23 protein-coding genes are annotated in these 22,782 nt (G+C 62.1%); 15 read left to right on the top strand and 8 right to left on the bottom strand.

Annotated features, from left to right (window positions below; genetic code table 11):
* Positions 1-4: 4 nt before the first annotated feature.
* The 4 genes from P0M12_RS15475 to P0M12_RS15460 are packed head-to-tail and all read right to left on the bottom strand — an operon-like array spanning position 5 to position 4,576.
* On the bottom strand, positions 5-1,162 hold the full coding sequence (locus P0M12_RS15475; RefSeq protein WP_228401832.1) for an acyl-CoA dehydrogenase family protein: 1,158 nt from the start codon (positions 1,160-1,162) through the stop codon (positions 5-7).
* Between the two features lie 27 nt (positions 1,163-1,189).
* Positions 1,190-2,716 carry a long-chain-fatty-acid--CoA ligase gene (locus tag P0M12_RS15470; protein ID WP_228401831.1) on the bottom strand — a complete coding sequence of 509 codons (1,527 nt, stop codon included), beginning with the start codon at positions 2,714-2,716 and terminating at the stop codon, positions 1,190-1,192.
* Positions 2,717-2,729: 13 nt separating this feature from the next.
* Positions 2,730-3,626 (bottom strand): SDR family NAD(P)-dependent oxidoreductase, encoded by an 897-nt coding sequence (locus tag P0M12_RS15465; protein WP_277376535.1) that lies wholly within the window; start codon positions 3,624-3,626, stop codon positions 2,730-2,732.
* Positions 3,623-4,576, bottom strand: a complete 954-nt coding sequence (locus P0M12_RS15460) for an acyl-CoA thioesterase domain-containing protein (RefSeq protein ID WP_228401829.1) — start codon at positions 4,574-4,576, stop codon at positions 3,623-3,625. Before P0M12_RS15460 ends, P0M12_RS15465 begins: the two co-directional genes overlap by 4 nt.
* A 224-nt stretch (positions 4,577-4,800) precedes the next feature.
* Between P0M12_RS15460 and P0M12_RS15455 the strand changes: the two genes are divergently transcribed.
* From P0M12_RS15455 to P0M12_RS15430, 6 genes are read left to right on the top strand one after another with little or no spacing between them, the layout of a single operon-like run.
* Positions 4,801-5,988, top strand: a complete 1,188-nt coding sequence (locus P0M12_RS15455) for a lipid-transfer protein (RefSeq protein ID WP_228401828.1) — start codon at positions 4,801-4,803, stop codon at positions 5,986-5,988.
* A 1-nt stretch (position 5,989) separates the two neighbouring features.
* Positions 5,990-6,451, top strand: a complete 462-nt coding sequence (locus P0M12_RS15450) for a MaoC family dehydratase N-terminal domain-containing protein (RefSeq protein ID WP_228401827.1) — start codon at positions 5,990-5,992, stop codon at positions 6,449-6,451.
* A complete protein-coding gene (locus P0M12_RS15445) occupies positions 6,448-6,858 on the top strand; it encodes a MaoC/PaaZ C-terminal domain-containing protein (protein WP_228401826.1) in 411 nt (136 codons plus the stop codon). The genes P0M12_RS15450 and P0M12_RS15445 overlap by 4 nt, the downstream gene beginning before the upstream one ends.
* Before the next feature lie 26 nt (positions 6,859-6,884).
* Positions 6,885-7,688: an SDR family oxidoreductase gene (locus P0M12_RS15440; protein ID WP_228401825.1), complete on the top strand. Its 804-nt coding sequence runs from the start codon at positions 6,885-6,887 to the stop codon at positions 7,686-7,688.
* Positions 7,688-8,854 carry a thiolase family protein gene (locus P0M12_RS15435; RefSeq protein WP_228401824.1) on the top strand — a complete coding sequence of 389 codons (1,167 nt, stop codon included), beginning with the start codon at positions 7,688-7,690 and terminating at the stop codon, positions 8,852-8,854. The genes P0M12_RS15440 and P0M12_RS15435 overlap by 1 nt, the downstream gene beginning before the upstream one ends.
* Before the next feature lie 31 nt (positions 8,855-8,885).
* On the top strand, positions 8,886-9,680 hold the full coding sequence (locus P0M12_RS15430; RefSeq protein WP_228401823.1) for an enoyl-CoA hydratase-related protein: 795 nt from the start codon (positions 8,886-8,888) through the stop codon (positions 9,678-9,680).
* A gap of 185 nt (positions 9,681-9,865) precedes the next feature.
* On the opposite strand, the gene P0M12_RS15425 is transcribed toward P0M12_RS15430, so the two are convergent.
* Positions 9,866-11,065 (bottom strand): TetR/AcrR family transcriptional regulator, encoded by a 1,200-nt coding sequence (locus tag P0M12_RS15425; RefSeq protein ID WP_277376533.1) that lies wholly within the window; start codon positions 11,063-11,065, stop codon positions 9,866-9,868.
* A gap of 304 nt (positions 11,066-11,369) precedes the next feature.
* On the opposite strand from P0M12_RS15425, the gene P0M12_RS15420 reads away from it, so the two are divergent.
* The 6 genes from P0M12_RS15420 to P0M12_RS15395 all read left to right on the top strand — a co-directional run bounded on the left by P0M12_RS15420 (position 11,370) and on the right by P0M12_RS15395 (position 17,297).
* Positions 11,370-12,242, top strand: coding sequence for an ABC transporter permease (locus tag P0M12_RS15420; RefSeq protein WP_228401821.1), 873 nt, complete (start codon positions 11,370-11,372; stop codon positions 12,240-12,242).
* A 19-nt stretch (positions 12,243-12,261) separates the two neighbouring features.
* Positions 12,262-13,059, top strand: a complete 798-nt coding sequence (locus tag P0M12_RS15415) for an ABC transporter ATP-binding protein (protein ID WP_277376532.1) — start codon at positions 12,262-12,264, stop codon at positions 13,057-13,059.
* A 37-nt stretch (positions 13,060-13,096) separates the two neighbouring features.
* Positions 13,097-14,071, top strand: a complete 975-nt coding sequence (locus P0M12_RS15410; RefSeq protein ID WP_228401818.1) for an ABC transporter substrate-binding protein — start codon at positions 13,097-13,099, stop codon at positions 14,069-14,071.
* A gap of 67 nt (positions 14,072-14,138) precedes the next feature.
* Complete coding sequence (locus tag P0M12_RS15405) at positions 14,139-15,176, top strand: LysR family transcriptional regulator (protein WP_277376531.1); 1,038 nt, start codon at positions 14,139-14,141, stop codon at positions 15,174-15,176.
* 121 nt (positions 15,177-15,297) lie between these two features.
* Positions 15,298-16,107 carry an enoyl-CoA hydratase-related protein gene (locus tag P0M12_RS15400; protein ID WP_228401815.1) on the top strand — a complete coding sequence of 270 codons (810 nt, stop codon included), beginning with the start codon at positions 15,298-15,300 and terminating at the stop codon, positions 16,105-16,107.
* Positions 16,108-16,148: 41 nt separating this feature from the next.
* Entirely contained in the window at positions 16,149-17,297 is a 1,149-nt protein-coding gene (locus tag P0M12_RS15395; protein WP_228401813.1) for an acyl-CoA dehydrogenase family protein, read from the top strand.
* A gap of 186 nt (positions 17,298-17,483) precedes the next feature.
* On the opposite strand, the gene P0M12_RS15390 is transcribed toward P0M12_RS15395, so the two are convergent.
* A complete protein-coding gene (locus P0M12_RS15390; protein ID WP_277376530.1) occupies positions 17,484-17,672 on the bottom strand; it encodes a hypothetical protein in 189 nt (62 codons plus the stop codon).
* A gap of 489 nt (positions 17,673-18,161) precedes the next feature.
* Between P0M12_RS15390 and P0M12_RS15385 the strand changes: the two genes are divergently transcribed.
* Together P0M12_RS15385 and P0M12_RS15380 are read left to right on the top strand one after the other, a co-directional pair.
* Positions 18,162-19,967 (top strand): alkyl sulfatase dimerization domain-containing protein, encoded by a 1,806-nt coding sequence (locus P0M12_RS15385; protein ID WP_277376529.1) that lies wholly within the window; start codon positions 18,162-18,164, stop codon positions 19,965-19,967.
* Between the two features lie 163 nt (positions 19,968-20,130).
* Positions 20,131-20,361, top strand: a complete 231-nt coding sequence (locus P0M12_RS15380) for a hypothetical protein (RefSeq protein WP_228401810.1) — start codon at positions 20,131-20,133, stop codon at positions 20,359-20,361.
* A 143-nt stretch (positions 20,362-20,504) separates the two neighbouring features.
* Here the strand turns inward: P0M12_RS15380 and P0M12_RS15375 are convergent, their stop codons facing one another.
* Both P0M12_RS15375 and P0M12_RS15370 read right to left on the bottom strand, forming a co-directional pair.
* Complete coding sequence (locus tag P0M12_RS15375) at positions 20,505-20,783, bottom strand: hypothetical protein (protein ID WP_228401808.1); 279 nt, start codon at positions 20,781-20,783, stop codon at positions 20,505-20,507.
* A 400-nt stretch (positions 20,784-21,183) separates the two neighbouring features.
* Positions 21,184-21,399: a hypothetical protein gene (locus P0M12_RS15370; RefSeq protein ID WP_228401806.1), complete on the bottom strand. Its 216-nt coding sequence runs from the start codon at positions 21,397-21,399 to the stop codon at positions 21,184-21,186.
* Between the two features lie 167 nt (positions 21,400-21,566).
* Between P0M12_RS15370 and P0M12_RS15365 the strand changes: the two genes are divergently transcribed.
* The gene (locus P0M12_RS15365) at positions 21,567-22,601 is read left to right on the top strand and encodes a diiron oxygenase (RefSeq protein WP_064113761.1); all 1,035 of its coding nucleotides are present in this window, start codon (positions 21,567-21,569) and stop codon (positions 22,599-22,601) included.
* The last annotated feature ends 181 nt before the right edge of the window (positions 22,602-22,782 follow it).

Raw genomic sequence — 22,782 nt, 5'->3', positions numbered from 1 at the left:
GGCCTTACAGGCCCATGTCCTTCGCGATGATGGTCTTCATGACTTCGGTGGATCCGCCATAGATGCGGTTGACTCGCAGGTCAGCGAACATCCGAGCGATGGCGTACTCCCGCATGTAGCCGTAGCCGCCATGCAGTTGGAGGCACTTGTCGACAACGCGGCCGGCCATCTCGGTGGTCTGCAACTTGATGCGCGCCGCATCGGCTGCGGTCAGTTCGTGGTCGCTTTCCAGTTCGATGCCACGATCGACCAGGGCCTGACTCGCTGCTACCTCGGCGTCGCACTCAGCGAGCACGAACTTGGTGTTCTGGAACGCGGCGACAGGCTTGCCGAATACCTTCCGCTCTTGGACGTAGTCGCAGGTCATGTCCACTGCGGCACGCGCACGCGCGACGGCGTCGACACCGACGATCAGCCGCTCCCGGGGAAGGTTCCGCCCGAGATAACTGAATGCCGCCCCCTCCTCGCCGAGCAGGTTCTCGACCGGGACGTGTACGTCTGTGAACGACAGTTCGTTGGTGTCGCTGGCCTTGAGTCCGATCTTGTCGAGGTTGCGGCCGAACTCGAAGCCGTCGGCGTCGGTGGGAACGACGATCAGGCTCAATCCCGCGCGCCGGTCGGTTTCGCTCGGCGCCGCCGTACGAGCGGCGACGACGCACAACTCGGAGTTTCGGGCACCGGAGATGAACGTCTTCGCGCCGTTGATCACATAGTGACGCCCGTCGGGGGAAAGCCGGGCCGAAGTCCGGATTCCGGCAAGGTCGGAGCCGGTGCCGGGCTCCGTCATCGCGATGCACAACAGGATTTCGCCCGATGCGATATCCGGCAGCCACCGCTGCTTCTGCTCGTCGGTGGCAAGGCTCAGCAAGTACGGCAGTACCATTCCGGTGCTCAAGCCGTAGTGCCCCAAGTGCACGCACGCGCGCGCGACCTCTTCGGAGATGATCGCCTGGTATTTGAAGCTCACCTCACCGGGCCCGCCGTACTCCTCGGGGATGCCGAAACCGGTGACACCGATCTTGCCCATCTTGCGGAACAGTTCGCGCGGCACCATGCGGTCGTGTTCCCACTCCGTATAAGAAGGTGAGACCTCGGTCGCTATGAAACCGCGGATCATGTCACGAAACGCATCGTGGTCGGCGTCGTAGATCTTGCGTTGCATTCTCGAACTCTCCTTGTGTCGTCCGGCTCAACCGGCCGCGATGGTGTCGCGCAACTTGCCTTTGATGATTTTTCCGGTGCCGGTCATGGGCATTTCGTCGACAATCGTCAGACTGCGCGGTGCCTTGTACCCGGCGATCCTGTCCTTGACGAAGGCCCGTACTTCCTCGATCGACGCGTCGTGTCCGGGACGCAGAACGACGACGGCATGTACCCGTTCCCCCCAGTCGGTGTCAGGAACGCCGATCACGGCGCAAGCCGCGACCGCGGGATGCCCCGCGAGCACGTTCTCGACTTCGGCGGGGTACACGTTCTCACCGCCGGTGATGATCATGTCCTTGAGACGGTCGGCGATCCAGAGGTAACCGTCCTCGTCGAGGTAGCCCCCGTCTCCGGTTTGGAGCCAGCCGTCACGGATCGTGGTTGCCGTTTCCTCGGGTTTGTTCCAGTAGCCCGCCATCACATGGTCACCGCGGGTGACGATCTGGCCTACCGTCCCCGGAGGGACCGGGTTCCCGTCGGGGTCGACGACCTCGAGCTCGATGCACGGGGTCGCCCGCCCAACCGACCCGAGCTTGCGGCCGGCCCGGTGGTCGGGCCCGTTGAGCATTGTCAGGCAACCGGTTTCGGTCATGCCGTAGACGTGCACGAGCTGCGTGTGCGGCAGATTCTTCATGACCAGCGCAAGGAGGCTGTCAGGGGTCGCCGACGCGCCGTATCCGATGAATTCGAGGCTGCCCAGATCGTACGACGCGAAATCCTCGTGCTCGCAGATTCGTTGGATCATCGTCGGTACAAGTGCGCATCCAGTGACGCGGTGTTTCTCGATGGTGCGCATCGCGTTCTCCGGCGAGAACGTCGGCACGAACACGAGCTTGCCGCCGAGTAGTTGCTGGGAGTACCAACCCAGCAGGGCGCCGATGTGAAAGAGCGGCCCGGTCAACATGGTGACGCCGCCGGCGCGGACCGCTGCGCCGGACATCTGGTAACTCAGCAGCCCGGTGAGAAACGAACGGTGGGTGATCATCGTGCCCTTGGCGGCGCCCGTGGTGCCGCCGGTGTAGAGGACGAATGCGAGGTCGTCATCCGACCGGTGCGCATCGGCGACCGGTGCGGCCCCCGCGATCATTTCGTCGTAGACGACGGTGCCCTGTGGCGCCTCACCGCGTCCGACGTACACGATGGCTGCGAGTCCGGGGACCTGCTCGCGCATCACCTGCACCAGGGGGGCGAAAGCCTCGTCGACGAAAACAATCTTGCAGCCGGAGTCGTTGAGCGCGTATGTGATTTCGGTTGCCGACCACCGCGTGTTGAGTGGGCTCGGTACCGCCCCCGCCCACCAGCTCCCGTGGAAAACTTCATGGTGCCGATCGGAGTTGAGCGCGACGATCGCAACCCGGTCGTTGTCGCCGACTCCGAGCGCGTGTAGCGCGCCTGCCAACCGGGCGACACGATCAGCCGACTGGACCGAGGTGAAGACGCGGTCGGCGTCGATGGTCAGGACGTCATCGGCCCAGTAGCGAACCGCGCGGTGCAAGGCATGGGTAAGGTACATCGGGTCAGACCTTTCAACTCATGATGTTCGGGCGAATGATCTCCAGTGCGTGCGGAAACGACTCGTCCTCCATGATCGCGGCGAGTTCGGCGACGCTCCAGCCATGGTCGGCCTCCACGACGTGACCGACCGAGAACCCGCGATAGAGACCGACATGACCACCGGTCACGGAAAAAACCTGCCCGGTGAACGGGCAATCCGCCTTGACGAGGTAAGCGACCAACGGCGAAGCGTTGCGCGGGTGAAACTTGTCGAACGCATCTTCGTCCTCCGGCGCGGCTACAGCCGCGGCGAGGCCGGGCGACGAGGTGACCATTGCGGTCCGGGCAGCAGGTGAGATCGCGTTGGCGCGGACGCCGTAGTGACCGAGCTCGGCCACTGCGAGCAGGGCCTGCGCAGCAAGACCAGCCTTGGCTGCCGCATAGTTCCATTGTCCGACGTTGCCGTGTAAACCCGCAGCCGACGTGGTGTTGACGATCGCGCGGTCGACCTGACGGCCGGCCTTGCTCTCCGCCCGCCAGTGCCGGGCCGCTGCCCGGATCACCGAGAAAGCACCCTTGAGGTGGACGTCGACAACGAGGTCGTAGTCCTCTTCGGACATGTTCCAGACCATCGCGTCGCGGACGACGCCCGCGTTGTTGACGATCGCATGCAGGTCACCGAACGCGTCGCGCGCGGCCTCGACGAGGCGCTCACCGGTTGCCATCTCCGAGACATTGCCTGCGACGCCGACTGCCCGTCCGCCGGCGGCGATGATTTCCGATACGACGTCGGCGGGCTCCGCCAGGTCGTTGACGACGACCCGCGCCCCCTCACGTGCCATCAGCAGTGCATGCTCGCGACCGATGCCGGCGCCGGCGCCGGTCACGATCACGACCCTGCCGTCCAGTTGTTCTCTGTGTTGACTCACTTTTCGTCCTTTGTGTTGGAAAGAAGCCGGACCACCGACTCCTGGGCGGCGCTGGCAACCATCGTTCCGTCGGGTGACCAGAACGTGCCCTGGTTGAATCCCCGCCGAGAGGCGACGCTGGTGCTCGCCTGACGCAGAAGCAGCCAGTCGTCGGCGCGTAGCGGGCGGTGAAACCAGACGGAGTGATCGATCGAGGCCAACCCGACTCGACCGGGTTCCCGGCGCAGCGGGTACATCACTTCGTGCTCGATCGCCGAGGACTGCGCAAGTGTGCTGTCCGACAGATACGTCAGAGCGCAGGCGTGCACGAGCGGGTCGTCCGGCAAGGGGCTCCGTGAGCGCAGCCAAACATCCTGGCGGACAGCGCCATCAGCGCCAGGCGCGGTGGGGCCCGTCGGACGCGGAACGATGCGCGCCTCGATCGCGCCGGCGTAGACCGCCTCGGCGTGCGCCTCGGGATGCAACGAGCGCCACACGTCGTACACGTCGGGCGCAGTCGCGGGAGCGGGCACGACAGGTGCGACCAGATGCCGTTCACTGCCAGCAGTCGTTCGAACGAAAGATGCTGTCATCACGAATATTTCGGAACCGTCCTGAACTGCGGACACCTGACGCGCGCTGTAGCCGCGGCCGTCTCGGCTGCGTTCAACGTGGTACTCGATGACCTCGTCCGGTCGGCCCTCGCGCAGGAAATATCCGTGCAGCGAATGTGGAACCCGGTCGGTGTCGACGGTCGCTCCCGCGGCGGCGAGGGCCTGGGCGGCGACCTGTCCGCCCATTACGCGCTTCGGTGCACCCGCATGGCCACTGCCGTGGAAGGTGTCCGCGCGGTGCGGCCGAACAAAGACGAGGTCGGCCAACCTTGCGGCGGTGGTGAAATCGAGGCTCCGCTCGGGATCGTCGATCGACGCCTCCGTTCCGAGCTTCGTCGGACTTGTCCGGTGGGCCACGGCATCCTCCTTTTCGTTGACGAACAGCCCCCTAGTCGCAACCGTTCTGACTCTAACGATAATTCACTTTACCCTGCTTGTGTCAAGATGGTTCCCGAATCATCAGTTACTTTGCCGGATCCGACGCCTTTGTAGACAGCCTGCACCCGACCTCGCGTTGCAGCCCCTTGACAGTGCGCCGTCCGACGTCTAAAAGTTAATGAACATTAGGCAAGGAGGCCAGAATGAAATCTCGAGTGCTGATCGCCGGCGCAGGAATGATCCCCTTTACCAAACCCAGTGTCGGCGCACGATATGACGATATGGGTGCCGCCGCCGCCCGGGCAGCCCTCGACGATGCCGGCTTGAGTTACAATCAAATCGGCCAGGTCTACGCTGGATATGTTTACGGTGACTCGACTTGTGGCCAGAGAATTGTGTACCAGCTCGGAATGACTCGAATTCCTGTGCTCAACGTCAACAACAACTGTGCATCCGGCTCGTCGGCATTGTGGCTGGCCCGACAAGCCGTTGCCAGTGGCGCAACCGAATGTGCGCTAACTATCGGCTTCGAGCAGATGCCGCCGGGCGCGCTCACCGCCAAATGGACTGACCGGCCCGCTCCGCTGTCGGCGTTCCAGGCCGCACTCGACGACATTTACGCCGTCGATCCCGCACTACCGATGACGCCGCAGTACTTCGCGGCAGCGGCGCAGGAGTATCTCGACAAGACGGGCGCTACTGCCGAGACGCTGGCAGCCGTCGCCGTGAAAGCGCGCAGGCACGCGGGCGACAACCCACTCGCCGTCTTCCGCACTCCAATCACCGTCGAAGAAGTGCTCTCCTCCCCCACCGTCGCAGGTCCACTGACCCGGCTGCAGTGCTGCCCACCGACTTCCGGCGCGGCCGCCGCCGTGGTGTGCACCGAGGAATTCGCCCGCAAGCACGGCCTCGACGCCCGGGTCGCGATAACGGCACAGGCACTGGAATCCGACGACCAGGACCTCTTCGACAGACGGAGCGCGATCTCCCTTGTCGGGTCAGACGTGACACGCCGAATCGCTGAGCGCGTGTACGAAGAAGCAGGGGTGGATCCGGCCGACATCGACGTGGTCGAGTTGCACGACTGCTTCACCATCAACGAGGTGCTCACCTACGAGGGCCTCGGGCTCTGTGAACCCGGCGGCGCCGAGAAGTTCATCGCCGAAGGTGACAACACCTACGGAGGCCGCGTGGTCACCAATCCGTCCGGCGGTCTGCTCTCCAAAGGCCACCCTCTCGGTGCTACCGGGCTCGCGCAGATCGTCGAGCTCACTCGACAACTGAGCGGCACCGCGGGCGAGCGGCAGGTGCCGAACGCCAAACTCGCACTGCAGCACAACCTCGGTCTGGGCACGGCCGGCGTCGTAACCCTTCTGGAGAGGCTCTCGTGAGATGACTACCCCTATCGACCCCTCGCTCATCGGTACTCGCACCGACGAGTTCTCGACCTCCGCCGAGCGTGGACGGCTGCGATTCTTCGCCGAGGCCACCGGCCAGACCGACCCGCGCTACAGCGACCTCGACGCGGCTAGAGCTGCAGGCCACCCGGATCTCCCGATCCCTCCGACCTTCTACTTCTGCCTGGAGATGGACAACCCCAATCGGGGCGACTTCCTCGCCCAACTCGGCGTCGATGTCCGCACCATCCTCCACGGTGGACAGAAATTCACCTACCACGCGCCCGCTCACGCCGGCGACGTACTGACTTTCTGGACCGAAGTCACCGACGTGTCCACCAAGAAGGGCGGCGCGCTGCAATTCATCGTCCGCGACACCCACGTCGGCATCGCGGGAAAACCCGTCGCGACACTCACCAGCACGATCGTCGTGCGCGATCCCAAGGCGGCCCGATGACCTCGCCAACCACCACCGCCACCAACCTCGCGTTCGGCCAGGAGCTCCACCTCGCCTGCCCTCGGATCACCCGCACCACCCTGGCTCTCTACGCCGGCGCCTCCGGCGACCACAACCCCGTGCACATCGACACCGACGCATGCCATGCGGTCGGCATCGACGACGTCTTCGCCCACGGGATGCTCTCGATGGCTTACCTCAGTCGACTGCTCACCGACCACTGGCCGCAGGAACAGATCGTCTCCTTCGAGGTCCGCTTCAGTGCGATAACCCCCGTCAACAGCGAACCGACCTGCACGGGCACCGTGACAAAGACCGACGACGATCTCGCTCATCTCGACCTCACCGTCGCTTTACCCGACGGCACCGTCACACTCCGCGGCGCTGCCGTCGTACGACTCGGCTGACCCTCTCTCACAAAGGAAGAATTGACATGCCCACACTTCAGGACAAAGTCGCGGTCGTCACCGGCTCCGGTCGCGGAATCGGACGCGCCGTGGCGCTCAAGCTGGCAGCCGAAGGAGCCAAGGTCGTCGTCAACGACCTCGACGACGCGCCCGCCAAGGAGACCGTCGAGGACATCGTCAGGGCAGGCGGGCAGGCCGTCGCCTGCGTCGGCTCGGTCACCGCGCCCGACTTCGCTCAGCGCTTCGTCGACACTGCAGTCGAGAACTTCGGCGGCATCGACATCATCGTCAACAACGCGGGCTACATCATGGACAACGTCATCCAACGGATGACGGACGAGCAGTGGGACAGTGTCCTCGAGATGCACCTGACCGCGCCGTTCAAGATCCTGCGGGCGGCCGCCCCGTACATCAAGTCGAACCCGACCGAGTACCACCGCAAGGTCGTCAACGTCTCGTCGGTCTCCGGCGTCTACGGCAACCCGGGCCAGGTCAATTACGCTGCCGCGAAGGCCGGCGTCATCGGTTTGACCAAGACTCTCGCCAAGGAATGGGGCCGTTACAGGGTCAATGTCAACGCTGTTGCCTTCGGCTTCATCCTGACTCGGATGACCGAAGCTGTTGCGAGCGAGGACACCGTTGTCGAGATCGAGGGCCGCAAGATGCGGGTCGGTGTCAGCCAGGCCGCAATGGACAGTGTGCAGAAGACCAGCCCCCTCGGACGCCCGGGTACGCCCGAAGAAGCAGCCGGGGCAATCTACGCATTGTGTCTGCAGGAGATGAACTACGTCTCCGGTCAGTGCGTCACCGTCGATGCGGGTGCCCGATGATGCGCGACGCCGTTATCGTCGAAGCTGTTCGGACCCCGGTCGGGAAACGCAAAGGTTCACTCTCCCAACTCCATTCGGCAGATCTCTCCGCCATCGTCCTCAACGCGCTCATCGAGCGCACGGGCCTCGACCCCGTGCTTGTGGACGACGTGGTCTGGGGCTGCGCGATCCCCATCGGCATGCAGAGCGGTGGCATCGGCCGAGCGTCGGTGCTCGCTGCGGGCTGGCCCGAGTCCGTCCCTGCTGTGACGGTCGAGCGCCAGTGCGGTTCGTCTCAGCAGGCGGTGCACCAGGCCGCTGCGGGTGTGATCTCGGGGCAGTACGACATCGCCGTGGCCGGCGGTGTGGAGATCATGAGCGCCGTTCCGGCGCAGGCGGCGCTCGGCGACGGTTCGTGTGGTGAACCGTTTGGCCCTTCGGTGCTGCAGCGTTACAACGGAATACGCTTCCATCAAGGAGTCGGCGCACAGATGATCGCCGACGAGTACGGCCTCACCCGCACGGACCTCGACCATCATGCGCTCGACTCTCACGCGCGTGCCGCGCAAGCGATCGACGAGGGGCGATTCAAGAACCAGATCGTGCCGGTCGAGGTAGCCGGCGAGGACGGCTCCACGCGACTTTTCGACACGGACGAGGGCATCCGTCGCGGCTCTACTATCGAAGGGCTCGGTGCACTCAAACCTGCCTTCGGGGGCGACGGAACCATCACCGCCGGCAACGCCTCACAGATCTCCGACGGTTCGGCCGCACTGCTCATCACGACCAGTGAGATCGCACAGCAGAAGGGCTGGCGCCCACTGGCGCGTATCCATACCGCTGTCGTCGCGGGCACCGACCCGGTCACCATGCTCAAGGGCCCGATCCCCGCGACCGCCAAGGCGCTGGCCAAGGCGGGTCTGGGCATCGACGACATCGGAGTCTTCGAGATCAACGAGGCGTTCGCACCGGTAAGCCTCGCGTGGCTGCGCGACACCGGTGCGTCGTACGAGCGGATGAACCCGAACGGCGGTGCGATGGCGATCGGTCACCCGATCGGCGGTTCCGGCGCCCGACTGATGACAACAATGGTCCACCACATGGTCGACCACGACATTCGATACGGGCTCCAGTCGATGTGTGAGGGCGGCGGGATGGCAAACGCAACGATCCTCGAACGCCTCTGACCCCCAAACAAACCGAGCAGGAGTAAAAGCTATGGAGCTGCACAACTACGCGTTCGACAACCTCGCCACCACCCGCCACGGTGCGGTCCTTGAGGTCCGCATCGACCGGCCCGACGACTTCAACGCGATCAATCACGCCACGCATCGCGACTTCATCCGGTTGTGGCGCGAACTGCGCCGCGACACCTCGGTGCGGGCCGTCGTACTGACCGGAAACGGCAAGGCCTTCTCGGCGGGCGGCAACCTGAAGGGCCCGCGGATGTCGGCAGGTCAGGAACTCGACGACTTCTTCCGCGATGCTCGGTCGATCATCGTCGACCTGCTCGAGGTGCCGCAGCCGATCATCGCCGCCATCAACGGTCCCGCAATCGGTTTGGGAGCGACCATTGCCTTGCTCTGCGACGTCACTTACGCCTCACGAACTGCCATTATCGCCGACCCTCACGTCAACGTGGGGGTTGTCGCAGGAGACGGCGGGGCGATCGTCTGGCCCTGGCTGGTCGGAATGGCCCGGACCAAAGAATACTTCTTCACCGGCGACAAGATCGACGCCACCGAGGCGGAACGCATCGGACTCGTCAACCACGTTGTCGACCCCGACGAGTTGCTCGACGCTGCACACGCATTGGCTCAGCGATTGGCCGATGGGCACACACGGGCCATTCAGGGCACCAAGCAGGTCCTCAACGCGATCCTGCGCGACACCGCAAACACCGTCCTCGACCTGGCACTGTCCGTGGAGAAAGAGTGCTTCGCTTCAGGGGACCACGCCCTAGCTGTCGAACAGTTCTTCACGCAGCGCGAGGCGGCAAAGCAAAATGCTTGAACTGCAAACGGTTCCGTAAGTGGGTACCAATTTCACGCAGTCTCGATGCGAACTTGGATCCGGTCGCACTCCCGTCGACTGGATCCAAGTTCGCCACTGAATGTTGCTATTTTCCAACGAATTCCGAAACCGCGAGCACATCGCGCCGTCTCAGCGAGTGCGTCGTTCCGTCGGCCTGACTCCGGTCAAACCAGAAGATCGGCGGTGTCGAACTTCTCCTCGATGCCCAGAACGGCATGCCCGAGCCGCCGAAGCGGTTGACGCTGCTCGGTTTTCCGAACAGGGAGGTGATGACGCATCGCGTCGATCACGCGCTGGGCTGCGCGGACCAAAGCTTCTGTGTCGGCCTGGCTCAAGTCTTTCCGACTCGCTGCGAGCAATACTGCCCATTCGTTGACGTAGTCCTGCTGCGCTCGTCGGATCGGGGCTCGCTCCTCTTCCTGAACATGGACGATCCCGGTTGTCAACGCCACGAGCGCATCCCCCTGCGCGACATTGATTCGGACGAACGATGCAAGCGCCAACTCGAGAGCTTCGGCAGGGTCGTCAGTACTCGACAACGCGGCTGCCAAATCGAAATTGAGTGCTTCGAGACAACGCAGGATGATGTGGGAAAGTATCGCGGATTTACCAGGGAAATGGTGGTACAGCGTCGGCCCGGATATCCCTGCCGCAGCGCCGATATCATCCATTCCGACGGCCTGGAACCCTCGTTCGGCGAAAAGGTGCACAGCGGCGGCCAGTGCAGCCTCACGCCGAGACGCGAAACTGAGCACACCCACTACCGGAGTGTGTGGCGCCGGTTCCTGCGCCACGGGCAGCAATCGAGGGATCTCTGCCACAGCAGTTGCGGCAGCGACCATGAGACGGCGCCCCCGCTCCCTGTCGACTTTCACCCGCTCGAAAGCTCGCGCAGTGTTCATCACCGCATGAACAGCCCAGGTCAGGGCATCAGCGTCGGCTTCGGTCAGATCGCTGCGGGCGCGAAGCAGCGCTGCTCGTAACGGCATCAGTGCTGCGAGGTGTCGCTCGGCGAGCCTCGACCGAGCTTCCGACTCGAGAAAAGGACTACTGCGTTCCCACAGTGTGTTGACGCGTCCGGGACGTAAGAGTGCCTTCGCGGCCTCGCCGAGAAGTGCCGGCAACTCCGTGTCACTTGTGTAGATGCGTTCGATCTGGTCGATCTCGAGCTCGATGGCGGCCATCAACAAGTCGGATTTGCTGCGGAAATGGCGGTAGAGGGCCGGACCGGTGATCCCGACTTCGGCCGCGATATCTGCGACAGAGGTGTCGTGGAAGCCTTTTCGCTCGAACTGTCGTGCGGCGGCCGCGACGATCAGTTGTTTGCGGTTACGCGGTCGACGTTGAGGAGACCCTTCGGTCATTTATTAGCCCTCTCATGTCAGAACACCGGTTGGCGTCGCGCAGATGTTAGCAGGTGTTCGAGTCGCTGTTCGCGATTCCTTGCTTGTCTCACCAGGCGGCGTTAACCCGCCGATTTCCGTACTTGAAAGTAACAAAGTGAACGACTTTGTCATATTTCGAGACTCATCTATTGGTGCCAAAACGCCTTTATGCACTGTTGACATGTGCAAAGCTAGGATGCAAAGTTATCAACTGCTCGGGTCTAGCACGATTTCGAGCTCTGGCGCCGCGGAGCAGAGGCCCGCCGCAACTAAGGAGTCCGTCATGTCGCAAATCACTGCCGACGAGCAGTCGATGCATCGCAAGGACGACGTGCCACCCGGCACACCCGTCCGCCCGCTGGCGAAAGTCCGCCGACCCCGAAACGCACGAAAATCGACGCTGCTGATCCGCGTTGCTCAACTCGCGCTCGTCGTCGTCTGGCTCGGCGCATGGGACCTGACCGCGCGCTACCAGTTGATCACTCCGATTTTGGCCAAGTCGCCGAGGCAGTCATGGGACTACTTCGTCGGGGCCGTCAAGAACGGGGAGCTCTGGTCCAACGGCCAGGCCACGATGCTCGCCGTCGTCATAGCCTGGGTCCTGGCCAGCATCGTCGGCGTCGTCGCAGGTATCACACTAGGCCTACTGCCGACCTTCGAGCGCATTCTCGCTCCGTTCCTCGACGCAGCCAACGCAATGCCGCGCATCGCCCTCGCGCCCTTCTTCATCGTCGCGTTCGGCATCGGCACCGAAGCCAAAGTCGCACTGGCCAGCACACTCGTGTTCTTCATCGTGTTGTCAGCGTCGCGAGCCGGTGTCCGGTCGGCCGACTCCGAATGGTTACGCCTGTCTGCGGTACTAGGTGCGAAAAAACACCACCTGTTCTGGAAAATCATGCTGCCGGTGGCCACTCCTGCGATCATCGCCTCACTCCGACTCGGGCTGATCTACGCACTGCTCGGCGTCGTCGGATCCGAACTGATCGCGGCCGAAAACGGCCTCGGCCAACTGATCGCCAAGTACTCGTCCCTGTTCCAACTCGAGGCGGTCTACGCAATCTTGATCTTGCTCGCCGTCATCGCCGTCACCCTGAACCAACTCATGGGATCCATCGAGAGGCGACTCCTCCGCTGGCAACCCCCCGCCGACCACTGATCCAGAAGAGATGACTGCCATGAACAGCACCACCGTCAGTACCGGCACTGAGAACATCGACCGCAGCGCCACTATGATCCGGCTGCACCAAGCACGAGTCACCTTCGACAAGCCCGAAGGCGGAACCCACACAGTCCTGCACGACATCGACCTCGACATCGCAGCCGGTCAGTTCGTTGCGTTGGTCGGACGCAGCGGCTGCGGCAAAACCACTCTGCTCAACATGATCGCTGCCCTGGTCGAACCGTCGTCCGGCTCGATCCAGGTCCACGGCACCAGCCCCCGAGAAGCCCGCCCTCACCTGGGCTTCATGCTCGCCCGAGACGCGCTGCTCCCATGGCGATCCGCCCAGGGCAATGTCGAATACGGGCTCGAACTGCGCGGAATTGACCGCGCTACCCGGCGCAAGGTCGCACATGACTGGCTGGGCCGCGTACACCTCGGCGGCTCCGAACGGCTGTGGCCATGGCAGCTGTCCCAGGGCATGCGTCAGCGCGTCGCGCTTGCCCGCACGTGGGCTCTCGATCCTGACGTCCTACTGATGGACGAACCCTTCGCAGCCCTCGACGCTCGCACTCGAATCTCGGTCCAGCAACAGTTTCTCGAATTGTGGCAGTCCGGACCGCAACGCACAGTCGTCTTCGTCACTCATGACCTCGGTGAAGCGATCACACTCGCGGACCGAGTCGTCCTCCTGGGCGAGGGCAAGATCCTCGACGATGTCGAAGTCGGTATCGAACGGCCCCGCGATCTGGAGAGCGTGGCTGCCCACCCGCGCTACCAAGAACTTTACGAGCGCTTCCGGGCATCTCTTTAACATCTCTCTTCCTTATGATCCAGGAGATCCAGACACCATGAAAACCAAGATCCTCTCTCTTTGCGGAGCCCTTGCACTGCTCGCCGGGGCCGCGGCTTGCGGCTCGTCCGAGGCCGGCAGCAACGATCCCAACAAGATCAATGTCGGTTCGTTCCCCGGCACTATCTACACCTATCCGCTCGGCGTCGCCGAGACCAAGGGCTTCTTCACCGACGAAGGCTTGGACGTCACGCTGATCGACGGCAAGTCCGGCCCCGAAATTCTGTCGGCGATGATCGGCGGCAGCACCCAGGTCACCTTCGGTCAGCCAGGCGTCATCGTCCCCGCCGGTGCCCAGGGGCAGGAACTTAAAGTACTGGGCCCCTACTCACGCGGCCGAGTCGTGATGGTGGCGACCGAGGAATCCGGCATCACCACTCTCGACCAGCTCCCGGGCAAGAGGTTCGCGGTCCCACAGCGCGGTGACTCCAACGAACAGCGAACTCTCAGTGTTCTCGAGGAGTACGGCATCGACGGCACGGCGATCACCTTCATCGGCACCGGATCCCCCGCAACAACAGCTGCCGCGATCGCCAACGGCCAAGCGGACGCAAGTGTTCTGGGCCTGACGACGTACGAGTCGCTACTCGCCAAGGGCACCAAGCTTCGCATCATCGCCGGCTCCACCGAAGGCACCATGGGTGAACGCGGCAAGAACGACGTGACCGGCATGTTCGCCACCACGAAGCAATTCTGGGACACGAATCCAGACGCGATCGGCAAGTTCTGCCGTGCCATGAAATCCTCGATCGAGTGGATCGCAGACGACGCCAACTCCGACGAAGCCACCAGAATCCTCGTTGCCTGGACCGGCTTGTCCGAGGACACAGCCCGCGGGGTTTGGGAGAGTGAGCGCGACACTTTCACCATGGACCTGAGCGAGCAACTTTGGAACGCCAATGTCTCGTATGTCGATCCGAAGATCGATCCGAAGTACAACGACATCGTCACCAACGGATGCCCCTCAAGCTAGCCACCCCGAACCGGTGGATTGTCCCGACTGGGACGGCGAGCGCGTTCGGAGTCGCTACGTTGCCAGCATGGACGTGCGGCAATTGGAATACTTTCTTGCGGTGGTCGACAACGGCGGCATAAACCGTGCCGCATTAGCGCTCCATGTCGCTCAGCCGTCGTTGTCCCAATCGATTCGCAAGCTCGAGAGTGAACTGAAAACGGAGTTGTTTCACCGCGTCGGTCGGGGTCTCGTACTCGCCCCGGCCGGCGAGGCGTTGGTCGGCCCGGCGCGCAGGGTGCTGCGCGAAATGGACGCGGCACAAGTCGCTGTTCGCGAAGTACGGGCACTCGCGCGAGGCCGCATCGACATCGCGGCTCTCTCCGACATGTCCACCGATCCACTGTCGGTGTGGGTCGCGCGTTTTCGAGTGAAGTACCCCAACATTCGTATGCGCGTCGAGGAACGTGACGACCTCGCCGGGGTGCTCGAGCTGGTGAAGTCCGGCGCCTGCGAGCTCGGCGTGACGATGCTGCCGCTTCCCCGCGGGGCATTTGCGAGCACAGATGTCGTCTGTCAGCGATTCGTCCTCGTACTGCCGCCAGGTACAGGAGACGATCTGCCCGACCCCGTCCCACTCGAGATGCTCGACCGCATCCCATTGGTCATGGGAGGACGCAACACCGCCAATCGGGATTACGTCGAAAAAATGCTTCGCGGCAGCGGCGTCGAACCGTATGTTGCCGTCGAGGTCCCCCAGCGCGGCGCAGTCGTTCCGATCGTTCTCTCCGGCGGCGGTGCGGCGATCGTCTCGATGCGCGTCGCAGTGGAGGCGAAGCAGCGCGGTGCAGTGGTCAGAGATCTGACCCCGTCTCTTTGCCGCGACATAGGGTTCGTGCACCGCATCGGTCGACTCACTGAAACTGCTACGGCATTTCTGGACTACTCGAACCTCCTGGTCGGACAGTGGGAGAGAGCTGTGGACCAGCAAATGGCACAAGGACATTCACGGATAGACGCAACCTCGAAGATCGTCGCAGCAATGGAGCGACGCAATGTGTCGGCATTTCGAGACGAATCCCCAGTTGAGCAGGTTCCCGACGATCTCCTGCCCACCGACCTATAGGCAATTGCAGTCAATGCAGCCCGAATCGTGTCTTTGACGCCGTCGATACCTCGTCGTTTGATGTGATGAGTGCCGTTGAAAACAAAGATCTTCGGTGACTCACGATCATGAAAGGCCATCGATGGCAAATAGGGGTCCCCGCTCAACAGTCTCATGTTCGATCGAGACCGGAATCGCGACAGTCACACTCAGCAATCCTGGACGTCGAAACGCACTCTCACTGCGAATGTTCGGCGAATTATCGGAGACATTGGGTGAGTTGGAAAAATCCGTCGATGTTCGCGTCGTAGTTTTCACCGGCGAGGGCTCTGCGTTCTGCGTCGGCGCCGATCTAGCCGCTGAGCCCCGATCGCGTTCCCTGCAAGGTGATTCCGTAGAAGGGGATACCTCACGGTTGCGCGCCTCCACACGCGTTGCGGAGCAGTTGTACGAGTTTCCGCGCCCGACGATCGCGGCGATCAACGGTCCGTGCGCCGGTGCCGGCCTATCCCTGGCCGCCGCCGCCGACTTCCGCGTCGCCTCCGATGCTGCGGTCTTCAATACCGCTTTCCTTTCTGCGGGATTGTCCGGCGATCTCTGCGGTATCTGGTTTCTGACCCGAATGCTCGGTGGTGCACGAACGCGCGAGCTCTTCTTGACACCGTCCAAGTTGGATGCGCAATCCGCCTTCAGACTGGGATTGGTGAACTCGATCGTGTCCTCCGACCAACTTGACGCAGCAGTACGGCAGCTCGCGGATCGGCTGGCTGGATCTGCTCCGATCGCGCTCCGAGAGATGAAGCAGAATCTCATTGCGGCCCAGACGATGTCATTGGGCGACTACGCGGCTACCGAGGTGGCCGCAATGGTCCGTTCGTTTCACACCGAGGACGCACGTGAAGCGGCATCCGCATTCCTCGAGAAACGTGCTCCCACCTTCAAGGGTCGATGAATCACCACGCTGACCACTTACGCACACGTTCAGGAGAATTCATGTTCAGAGATGTCTACACTGCCGACCACGATGCATTCCGCGAGACGGTCAGACAGTTCATCGGCAAAGAGATCGTTCCCCATATTCCCGAGTGGGAAACCGCCGGAGTGGTGCCACGGGAGTTGTATCGCAAGACAGCGGAATTGGGCATCAACGGACTGCAGATTTCGGAAGATTACGGCGGCGGGGGTGTCAAGGGATTCCGTTTCAACGCGGTAGTGCTCGAGGAAACCGGTTATGCTGCTGCAACAGTCGGTGGATTGCAGGTCCACCTCAACACCGTACTCCCCTATTTTCTCGAGTATGCGAATGACGAGCAGAAGGCGCGTTGGTTTCCGGGTTTCGCCAACGGTGATCTGGTCACTGCGATCGCGATGACCGAACCCGGAACGGGTTCGGACCTCGCTGGGATGTCAACCACTGCCGTGCGCGACGGCGACAACTACGTGCTCAACGGTGCAAAAACGTTCATCACCGGCGGAATCAATGCCGATCTCGTCATTGTCGCAGCGCGGACTGGGAAGTCGAGCGACAATCGACGAAAGGGACTGTCACTCTTGGTGGTCGAGGCCGATATGGCAGGCTTCCTACGCGGCAGAAACCTCGACAAGATGGGTCTCAAAGCCCAGGACACCGCGGAACTCATGTTCGACAACGTCCGGGTTCCGGCGGCGAACCTGCTGGGCGTAGAGGGTGACGCGTTCACCATGCTGACTGCGAACCTGCCACAGGAACGACTCACCGTTGCCATCGCCGCTCAGGCAACTGCCACCGCGGCTTTGAACTTAGCGATTGATTACGTCAAGGACCGCAAGGTTTTCGGACAGCGAGTTGCAGACTTCCAGAACACCAAGTTCGTCCTCGCCGATTGCGCGACGGACCTCGAAGCGGCGCAGGCCCTCGCCGATCGAGCGCTCGTTGCGCTCGATGACGGACGACTATCCGTTGCCGACGCAGCCAAGGTGAAGCTTTTCTGCACGGAAAATCAGGCCCGCATCATCGACAAGTGCCTGCAGTTGCACGGTGGATACGGATATATGAGTGAATATCCGATCGCCCGCCTCTACACCGACGCCAGGGTGTCCCGGATCTTCGGCGGTACCAGCGAGGTCATGCGAAGCATCATCTCGAAGTCGTTGAACCTCTGATACATACCTTGACCGATGTTCCCCGCCAAGCAGTTGTCGACGAACTGAAGGCGCGCGGTGGACGGCCGGCACCGATCTTGGACGTGGCGTCATTCACTGCCCTTCTCGGTGGCACCAACACAAGCGCTCACACGAACCGCCACACCCGGCCGCGGCTGTCCCACAAGTGAGACGAAAGAGTCCACCTCAAACATCCGACACCACCCGTTCCGCGAGACGCCCACTGCGCGAACCGTCGAGGTCCCCCGCTTCCGGAAGCGGGGCGCCGGAAACACTCAACGCAGGGGAAGCAGTCGGATGTGCACTCTGATCGAGTCGTACATACCCCAGGCCAGCGACCCCTACTGCCGCGACCACCGCAGGGAAATCGCCCATCGCGGTCCAGTTACACCCGACGATGCATACGCGGGAGAACACTCCTGGTCCAACAGAGCTTTCTGCGCCGATTCACGAAGAAGACCTCACCGGTCGGAGTGTCAGAGCCGTCAGCGTGAACTCCGATAGCAGACATGAGAGAGTTCTCGACCACGAGCATGCCGTTATCCGCAACGTTGTGTAGTGCCGTGCCCAGTGGTGCAGCGATCGGCCGCCCGTGTCCCAGGTGTACCGACACTGTGTACGCACGTCGACTCAAGATCGTAAGGTCACCGGCCTGATCGAGCACCGACCTCCTCTCTACCGAATCAGTCGAATCAATCCTCGTTCCATGGCAGCACCTGCTGGCGGCGCCCGTCCCAGCGTCTACCACGCACCACAAACAAGGGCCAGTTCATCCGAATCAGGTGAAGTGCATCCGGAGATAAGAACAGAAAATCGGTCGGTAGAAGTGTCGGCGAGAGTTCCCGAACCAAGGAGTTGACAGCAATGGCGTTGGACTACGACGACCGCACCGATTTCGACAACGCCGACCGTGGATTCATCGCCACGATCGACCCGATGGTGATCCGAAACGCCACCGGCGAAATCGTTTTCGATTTGTCCGGATACGGCTACCTCGACGAACAGTGCCCCGCCACAGTCAATCCGAGTTTGTTCCGACAAGCGCAACTCGTCCGGAAGAACGGCTTGTACAAAGTCACCGACGGTATCTACCAGATTCGCGGCTTCGACTTGTCGAACATGACGCTCGTCGAAGGTGACATCGGAGTCATCGTCATCGATCCGCTGATCTCCGCCGAGTGCGCAGCAGCCGGACTCGCACTCTATCGCGAGCACCGCGGCGAGCGTCCTGTAACCGGCGTGATCTACACCCATTCGCACGGTGATCACTTCGGCGGTGTTTACGGAGTTCTACCTGATGGGCGCGGGGATGTGCCGATCCTGGCTCCCGAGGGATTCATGGCCGAAGCCGTATCCGAAAATGTCTATGCGGGTAACGCGATGAACCGGCGCGGAACCTATATGTACGGCTACGCACTGCCGGTCTCGGCGGAAGGACAAGTCAGCGCGGGCCTGGGCATTCGGGGTTCCTCCGGAAGCATCGGACTGATCCCCCCGACCATAGACATCACCCACACCGGTCAGCAAGAAACTCTCGACGGCGTCCCCATCGTCTTTCAGGTAACTCCCGGCACCGAAGCACCGGCAGAGATGAACTTTCACTTCCCTCGCCACCGCGCGCTCTGCCTCGCCGAGAATGCCACGCACAACCTGCACAATGTGCTCACCCTGCGAGGCGCACAGATTCGCGACCCGCGGGCATGGTCGCAGTACATCGACGAAGCGATCGAATTGTTCTGTGCAGAAACAGATGTGGCGTTTGCATCGCACCATTGGCCGACGTGGGGAAAGGATGCAATCGACGACTTCCTCGTGGTGCAACGCGACCTGTACATGTACATGCACGATCAGACCCTGAGAATGTTGAATGCCGGCCTGACCGGACCAGAGATAGCCGAGGAATTCGAATTGCCACCGCGTCTGGCTGATTCATGGTCTGCCCAAGGATATTACGGATCCATCAATCACAACGTAAAAGCGATCTACCAGCGCTACCTGGGATGGTTCGACGGCCACCCCTCGTCTCTGTGGCAGCACCCCCCTCGCGCACAAGCCTCTCGCTACGTCGAAGCATTCGGCGGCATCGACGTAGTGCTCACCAAGGGAAAACAGTATGCAGAGAAAGGCGATCTGCGGTTCGCAGCGGAGTTACTCAAACACGCAGTGTTCGCATACCCGGACAACGCCGATGCCGCAGGAGTCCTGGCCGACGTCTTCACCAGACTTGGTTACGGTTCGGAGAACGCCACATGGCGTGGTTTCTATCTGACCGGCGCCAAGGAGCTGCGATCCGGTATCGCACCGACACCGGTGAGTACCAGCACCGGGATGGCGGATGCTCTCTCAGTCGAGCAACTCTTCGACACCATCGCGATCCGCGTGAACGGCCCCCGTGCAAGGCACGATTCATTCCGCATCGACTGGGATTTCACGGATCTCGAGCACACTCTACGGCTCTCCCTCTCGAACGGTGCGCTCATTCGAACGAAGAATCCGCGTACTCTGGCGAAGGTCGATCTCACGATTACCCTCACTAAACCGCAACTTCTCGGCGTGCTCGCAGGAAATGGTCTCGAAGGGTTGCAACACACCGGGGACCCCAACGTGCTGACACGTTTGTTCGACATCCTCGACACTCCCGACCCCACCTTCCCGATCGTGACTCCCTGAACGGAAAGCGGTAATCGCAGATCTATGTTGCGTGTGTTGCCGAAGTCAGCAACATAGGTGGGGCATCGGCCCGAGTGGACGGCCCATATGGTGTCGAAAGATCGGCACCCGGACAAACGATTCCCGACTGCTCCGGAGGGGGCAGGCGGGTGCGCCAGGATTTGTGTTTGAACGCCCAGATCCAGTGTCCGGTCATCCAGATTGCGAAGTCCTCGGCGCGGATGGCGTAGGCGTCTACCTCGCAGTCCGTTCAGCGTTGGGCAATCCCGGCCACACCACATCCGCACGTATTGATCAGCTGGTGGACGAGACCGCCAACCATCGCGGCGAGGTTACGTTCACGGTCAACAATCCTGCGATCCGGACGAGCACCGTCGACATCAAGCAGTGGTGACCCAGGACGATCTTCACTCATAGGGCCGGTGAGCAAAGTGCTCGCCGGCCCTTTTTCCGTGCATTCAGCAGCTGCCAGGCCCAGGTCGCTGGCATTTCGGTGACAGCGATCCGCTGTTTCGGTGACAGCGATCCGCGACTGCGCTAGCGAGGTGGCAGAAGTTGATCCAGAAGAACCTTGGCACCGGTAAGCGACAACGCCCGATTAGCCCGACGCAACTCACGTAATGCGGCCAACGGTTGCTCCGAAGCAGAGATTCCCTCCGACTCCAGTACGTCTACAGCCCAACGCGTTCCGGTTTGGACCGCTTCATGCTCGGTGCCGCCGAAGACGTCTGTCAGATTCTTTCTGCCGCCCACAGGACGGCGCGCCGCGACAGCAACACCCACCGCTAAAGCCAATGCCGTATAGAGCGCGATCACACCATGAAGGCTATCGCCTATCTTCCGGCCGCGCCTGACGCAAACTCCGCTCTTGCAGGCTCGGCGCTGAACAAGTCTCAACCGACCGACGGCACTTCGGTGATGGCGTCGGCGGTCACGAGCATGTCGATCTCGACGCTGTTGGTTCCGCCGGCATCGGTGACGCGCACAGTTACCCCTGCCAGAGCCATTGGTCGTCGTACATTTTCGCCCAGAATTTCAATTCAGATAGCGACCTCCACTGAAACCGGTTGTTACACAGTCACTTAAGGAAAAGAATTGACTTAACTTGAAGTTGCCGGTGAGATATTTCGACTGTCACCAGTCGCCATCCCGGCAACAACCACGGGCTATCGGATCCCCGTCGCACAACGAAAGAGGTGCGGGCCGATCCACATGATCAACTGTCTGCGCCTGCTCGGATGTCGTCGCGGTGCAGGGACACACGTTCGACGAGGTGAGCTCCGACCCGACCACGCGGGGACACCGACCACGACGAGATCGCGAGAACTTCGTCCTGGGCCCATCCCACCGTAGAGGTGGGCGGATGCACACAACGGCCCAACGTGCCACCGTCGGCTACGTCCAGCACCCTCGTCTCGACAGCAGGACCCACACCACCATCAAATGCCGAGAGCTGCGTGCATGGTGCGATATTGAGCGTCCTTTTCGCCCTTCCGGACTTACCCGTGGACGTGCAGACTCATACAGTTACTGTGGACGCGTAGTCACACTTAGTTTACTGTGGGCACGTCTGAGATAGATGCCACAAAGGAGCCCGAAATGCAGTTCCTAACACCTCGTCGCACGCGGCGTAACGCGCCATCTGTCCGGTTAACTCCGGGGCGCAATACCGTCAACGAACATCGCGATTACCACGACACTCTGCGCACACTGTCCGAGGCATCCTCGACAGGGCTCCACTTCGAGGCGTTCAAAGACATCGCCTGGAATTCGCCCGAGTTCGCCGCCCCCGCGGACGACCCAAGATGGACACTCCCCGCGGTCGACCCCTTGTCCCACACCGACTGGTACCGCGCGCTCTCACCCCAGGAACAACGGCGGGTTGCCCGGATTCGGCTCGCATCTATAACAAAGACCGGCTCCCAGTTCGAGCAACTGCTCCTTCTCGGCGGTACCCAGTTCTTGATGGGCCTGGCGAACGAGAACCCCGAATTCCGCTACTTCATGCACGAACTCACCGAAGAGACGCACCACATCCAGATGTTTCAGGAGTTCACCAACCGGGTGGCTCCGGAGGTCCACGGTGCCCCAACGTGGCTTGTCAAGGCCTTCCCCCTGGTCGGTTCGCTGGGATCGCTGTGGCCCAGTTTCTTCTTTCAGATCATCCTCGCTGGAGAGGAGCCGATCGACCACATCCAGAAGAGCATCATGCGCGGCGGTGGCATTCACCCGCTCACCGACCGCATCATGCAGATCCATCTCGCCGAGGAAGCACGTCACATCGGGTTCGCCCATGCATGGTTGCGCCATCACGCTCCGCGCATGAGCCGATTCAACCGCCTCGCACTCGGCCTCACCACGCCTGTAGTCATGCGCATAGGGTTTTGGTCCATCGTCGTCCCGAGCCGGCAGGACGCGACGTTGCTGGGTATCCCCCGCAATGTTCTGCGCGAGACCTATTCGATGCGCAACCCCGATTTCCGGCGACTCCTTGCAGAGTCCTGCGCAGACGTCCGGAGCCTCGCCGACGCCAACGGAATGCGCACCCGGCTCACCCTCTGGTCCTGGCGGCTTACCGGAACCGACGGCCGGCTCTCGCGTTACCGCAACGAGCCGTCGAGGGCCGCGGCTTGACGATCTGCAACCCGCGACGCAGCTGCCCCTCTCCCACTTCGACAGACAGCTGCGTTACCCACTCACCGCGGTCGAGGCAATGGCGCACAGATATCAGCGCGCCAACCACAGGCCCACACCCGAATCGCCCCATCGAATTGTAGGAAGCACATCCACCAAGGCGAACCAGCGACATCAGTGC

The sequence above is a fragment of the Rhodococcus sp. RCBS9 genome, assembly GCF_029457415.1.
In the GTDB taxonomy this organism is placed as follows: Bacteria; Actinomycetota; Actinomycetes; order Mycobacteriales; family Mycobacteriaceae; genus Rhodococcus_F; species Rhodococcus_F qingshengii.
The sequence above is the reverse complement of the archived record's forward strand: the minus strand, read 5'-3'. Positions and strand labels throughout refer to the sequence as shown.

Excerpts from the sequence above, each read along its gene's own strand:
- P0M12_RS15475 (WP_228401832.1), bottom strand. The coding sequence starts at position 1,162 with ATGCAACGCAAGATCTACGACGCCGACCACGATGCGTTTCGTGACATG.
- P0M12_RS15470 (WP_228401831.1), bottom strand. The coding sequence starts at position 2,716 with ATGTACCTTACCCATGCCTTGCACCGCGCGGTTCGCTACTGGGCCGAT.
- P0M12_RS15455 (WP_228401828.1), top strand. The coding sequence starts at position 4,801 with ATGAAATCTCGAGTGCTGATCGCCGGCGCAGGAATGATCCCCTTTACC.
- P0M12_RS15450 (WP_228401827.1), top strand. The coding sequence starts at position 5,990 with ATGACTACCCCTATCGACCCCTCGCTCATCGGTACTCGCACCGACGAG.
- P0M12_RS15445 (WP_228401826.1), top strand. The coding sequence starts at position 6,448 with ATGACCTCGCCAACCACCACCGCCACCAACCTCGCGTTCGGCCAGGAG.
- P0M12_RS15440 (WP_228401825.1), top strand. The coding sequence starts at position 6,885 with ATGCCCACACTTCAGGACAAAGTCGCGGTCGTCACCGGCTCCGGTCGC.
- P0M12_RS15435 (WP_228401824.1), top strand. The coding sequence starts at position 7,688 with ATGCGCGACGCCGTTATCGTCGAAGCTGTTCGGACCCCGGTCGGGAAA.
- P0M12_RS15430 (WP_228401823.1), top strand. The coding sequence starts at position 8,886 with ATGGAGCTGCACAACTACGCGTTCGACAACCTCGCCACCACCCGCCAC.
- P0M12_RS15425 (WP_277376533.1), bottom strand. The coding sequence starts at position 11,065 with ATGACCGAAGGGTCTCCTCAACGTCGACCGCGTAACCGCAAACAACTG.
- P0M12_RS15420 (WP_228401821.1), top strand. The coding sequence starts at position 11,370 with ATGTCGCAAATCACTGCCGACGAGCAGTCGATGCATCGCAAGGACGAC.
- P0M12_RS15415 (WP_277376532.1), top strand. The coding sequence starts at position 12,262 with ATGAACAGCACCACCGTCAGTACCGGCACTGAGAACATCGACCGCAGC.
- P0M12_RS15410 (WP_228401818.1), top strand. The coding sequence starts at position 13,097 with ATGAAAACCAAGATCCTCTCTCTTTGCGGAGCCCTTGCACTGCTCGCC.
- P0M12_RS15405 (WP_277376531.1), top strand. The coding sequence starts at position 14,139 with ATGGACGTGCGGCAATTGGAATACTTTCTTGCGGTGGTCGACAACGGC.
- P0M12_RS15400 (WP_228401815.1), top strand. The coding sequence starts at position 15,298 with ATGGCAAATAGGGGTCCCCGCTCAACAGTCTCATGTTCGATCGAGACC.
- P0M12_RS15395 (WP_228401813.1), top strand. The coding sequence starts at position 16,149 with ATGTTCAGAGATGTCTACACTGCCGACCACGATGCATTCCGCGAGACG.
- P0M12_RS15390 (WP_277376530.1), bottom strand. The coding sequence starts at position 17,672 with ATGGGCGATTTCCCTGCGGTGGTCGCGGCAGTAGGGGTCGCTGGCCTG.
- P0M12_RS15385 (WP_277376529.1), top strand. The coding sequence starts at position 18,162 with ATGGCGTTGGACTACGACGACCGCACCGATTTCGACAACGCCGACCGT.
- P0M12_RS15365 (WP_064113761.1), top strand. The coding sequence starts at position 21,567 with ATGCAGTTCCTAACACCTCGTCGCACGCGGCGTAACGCGCCATCTGTC.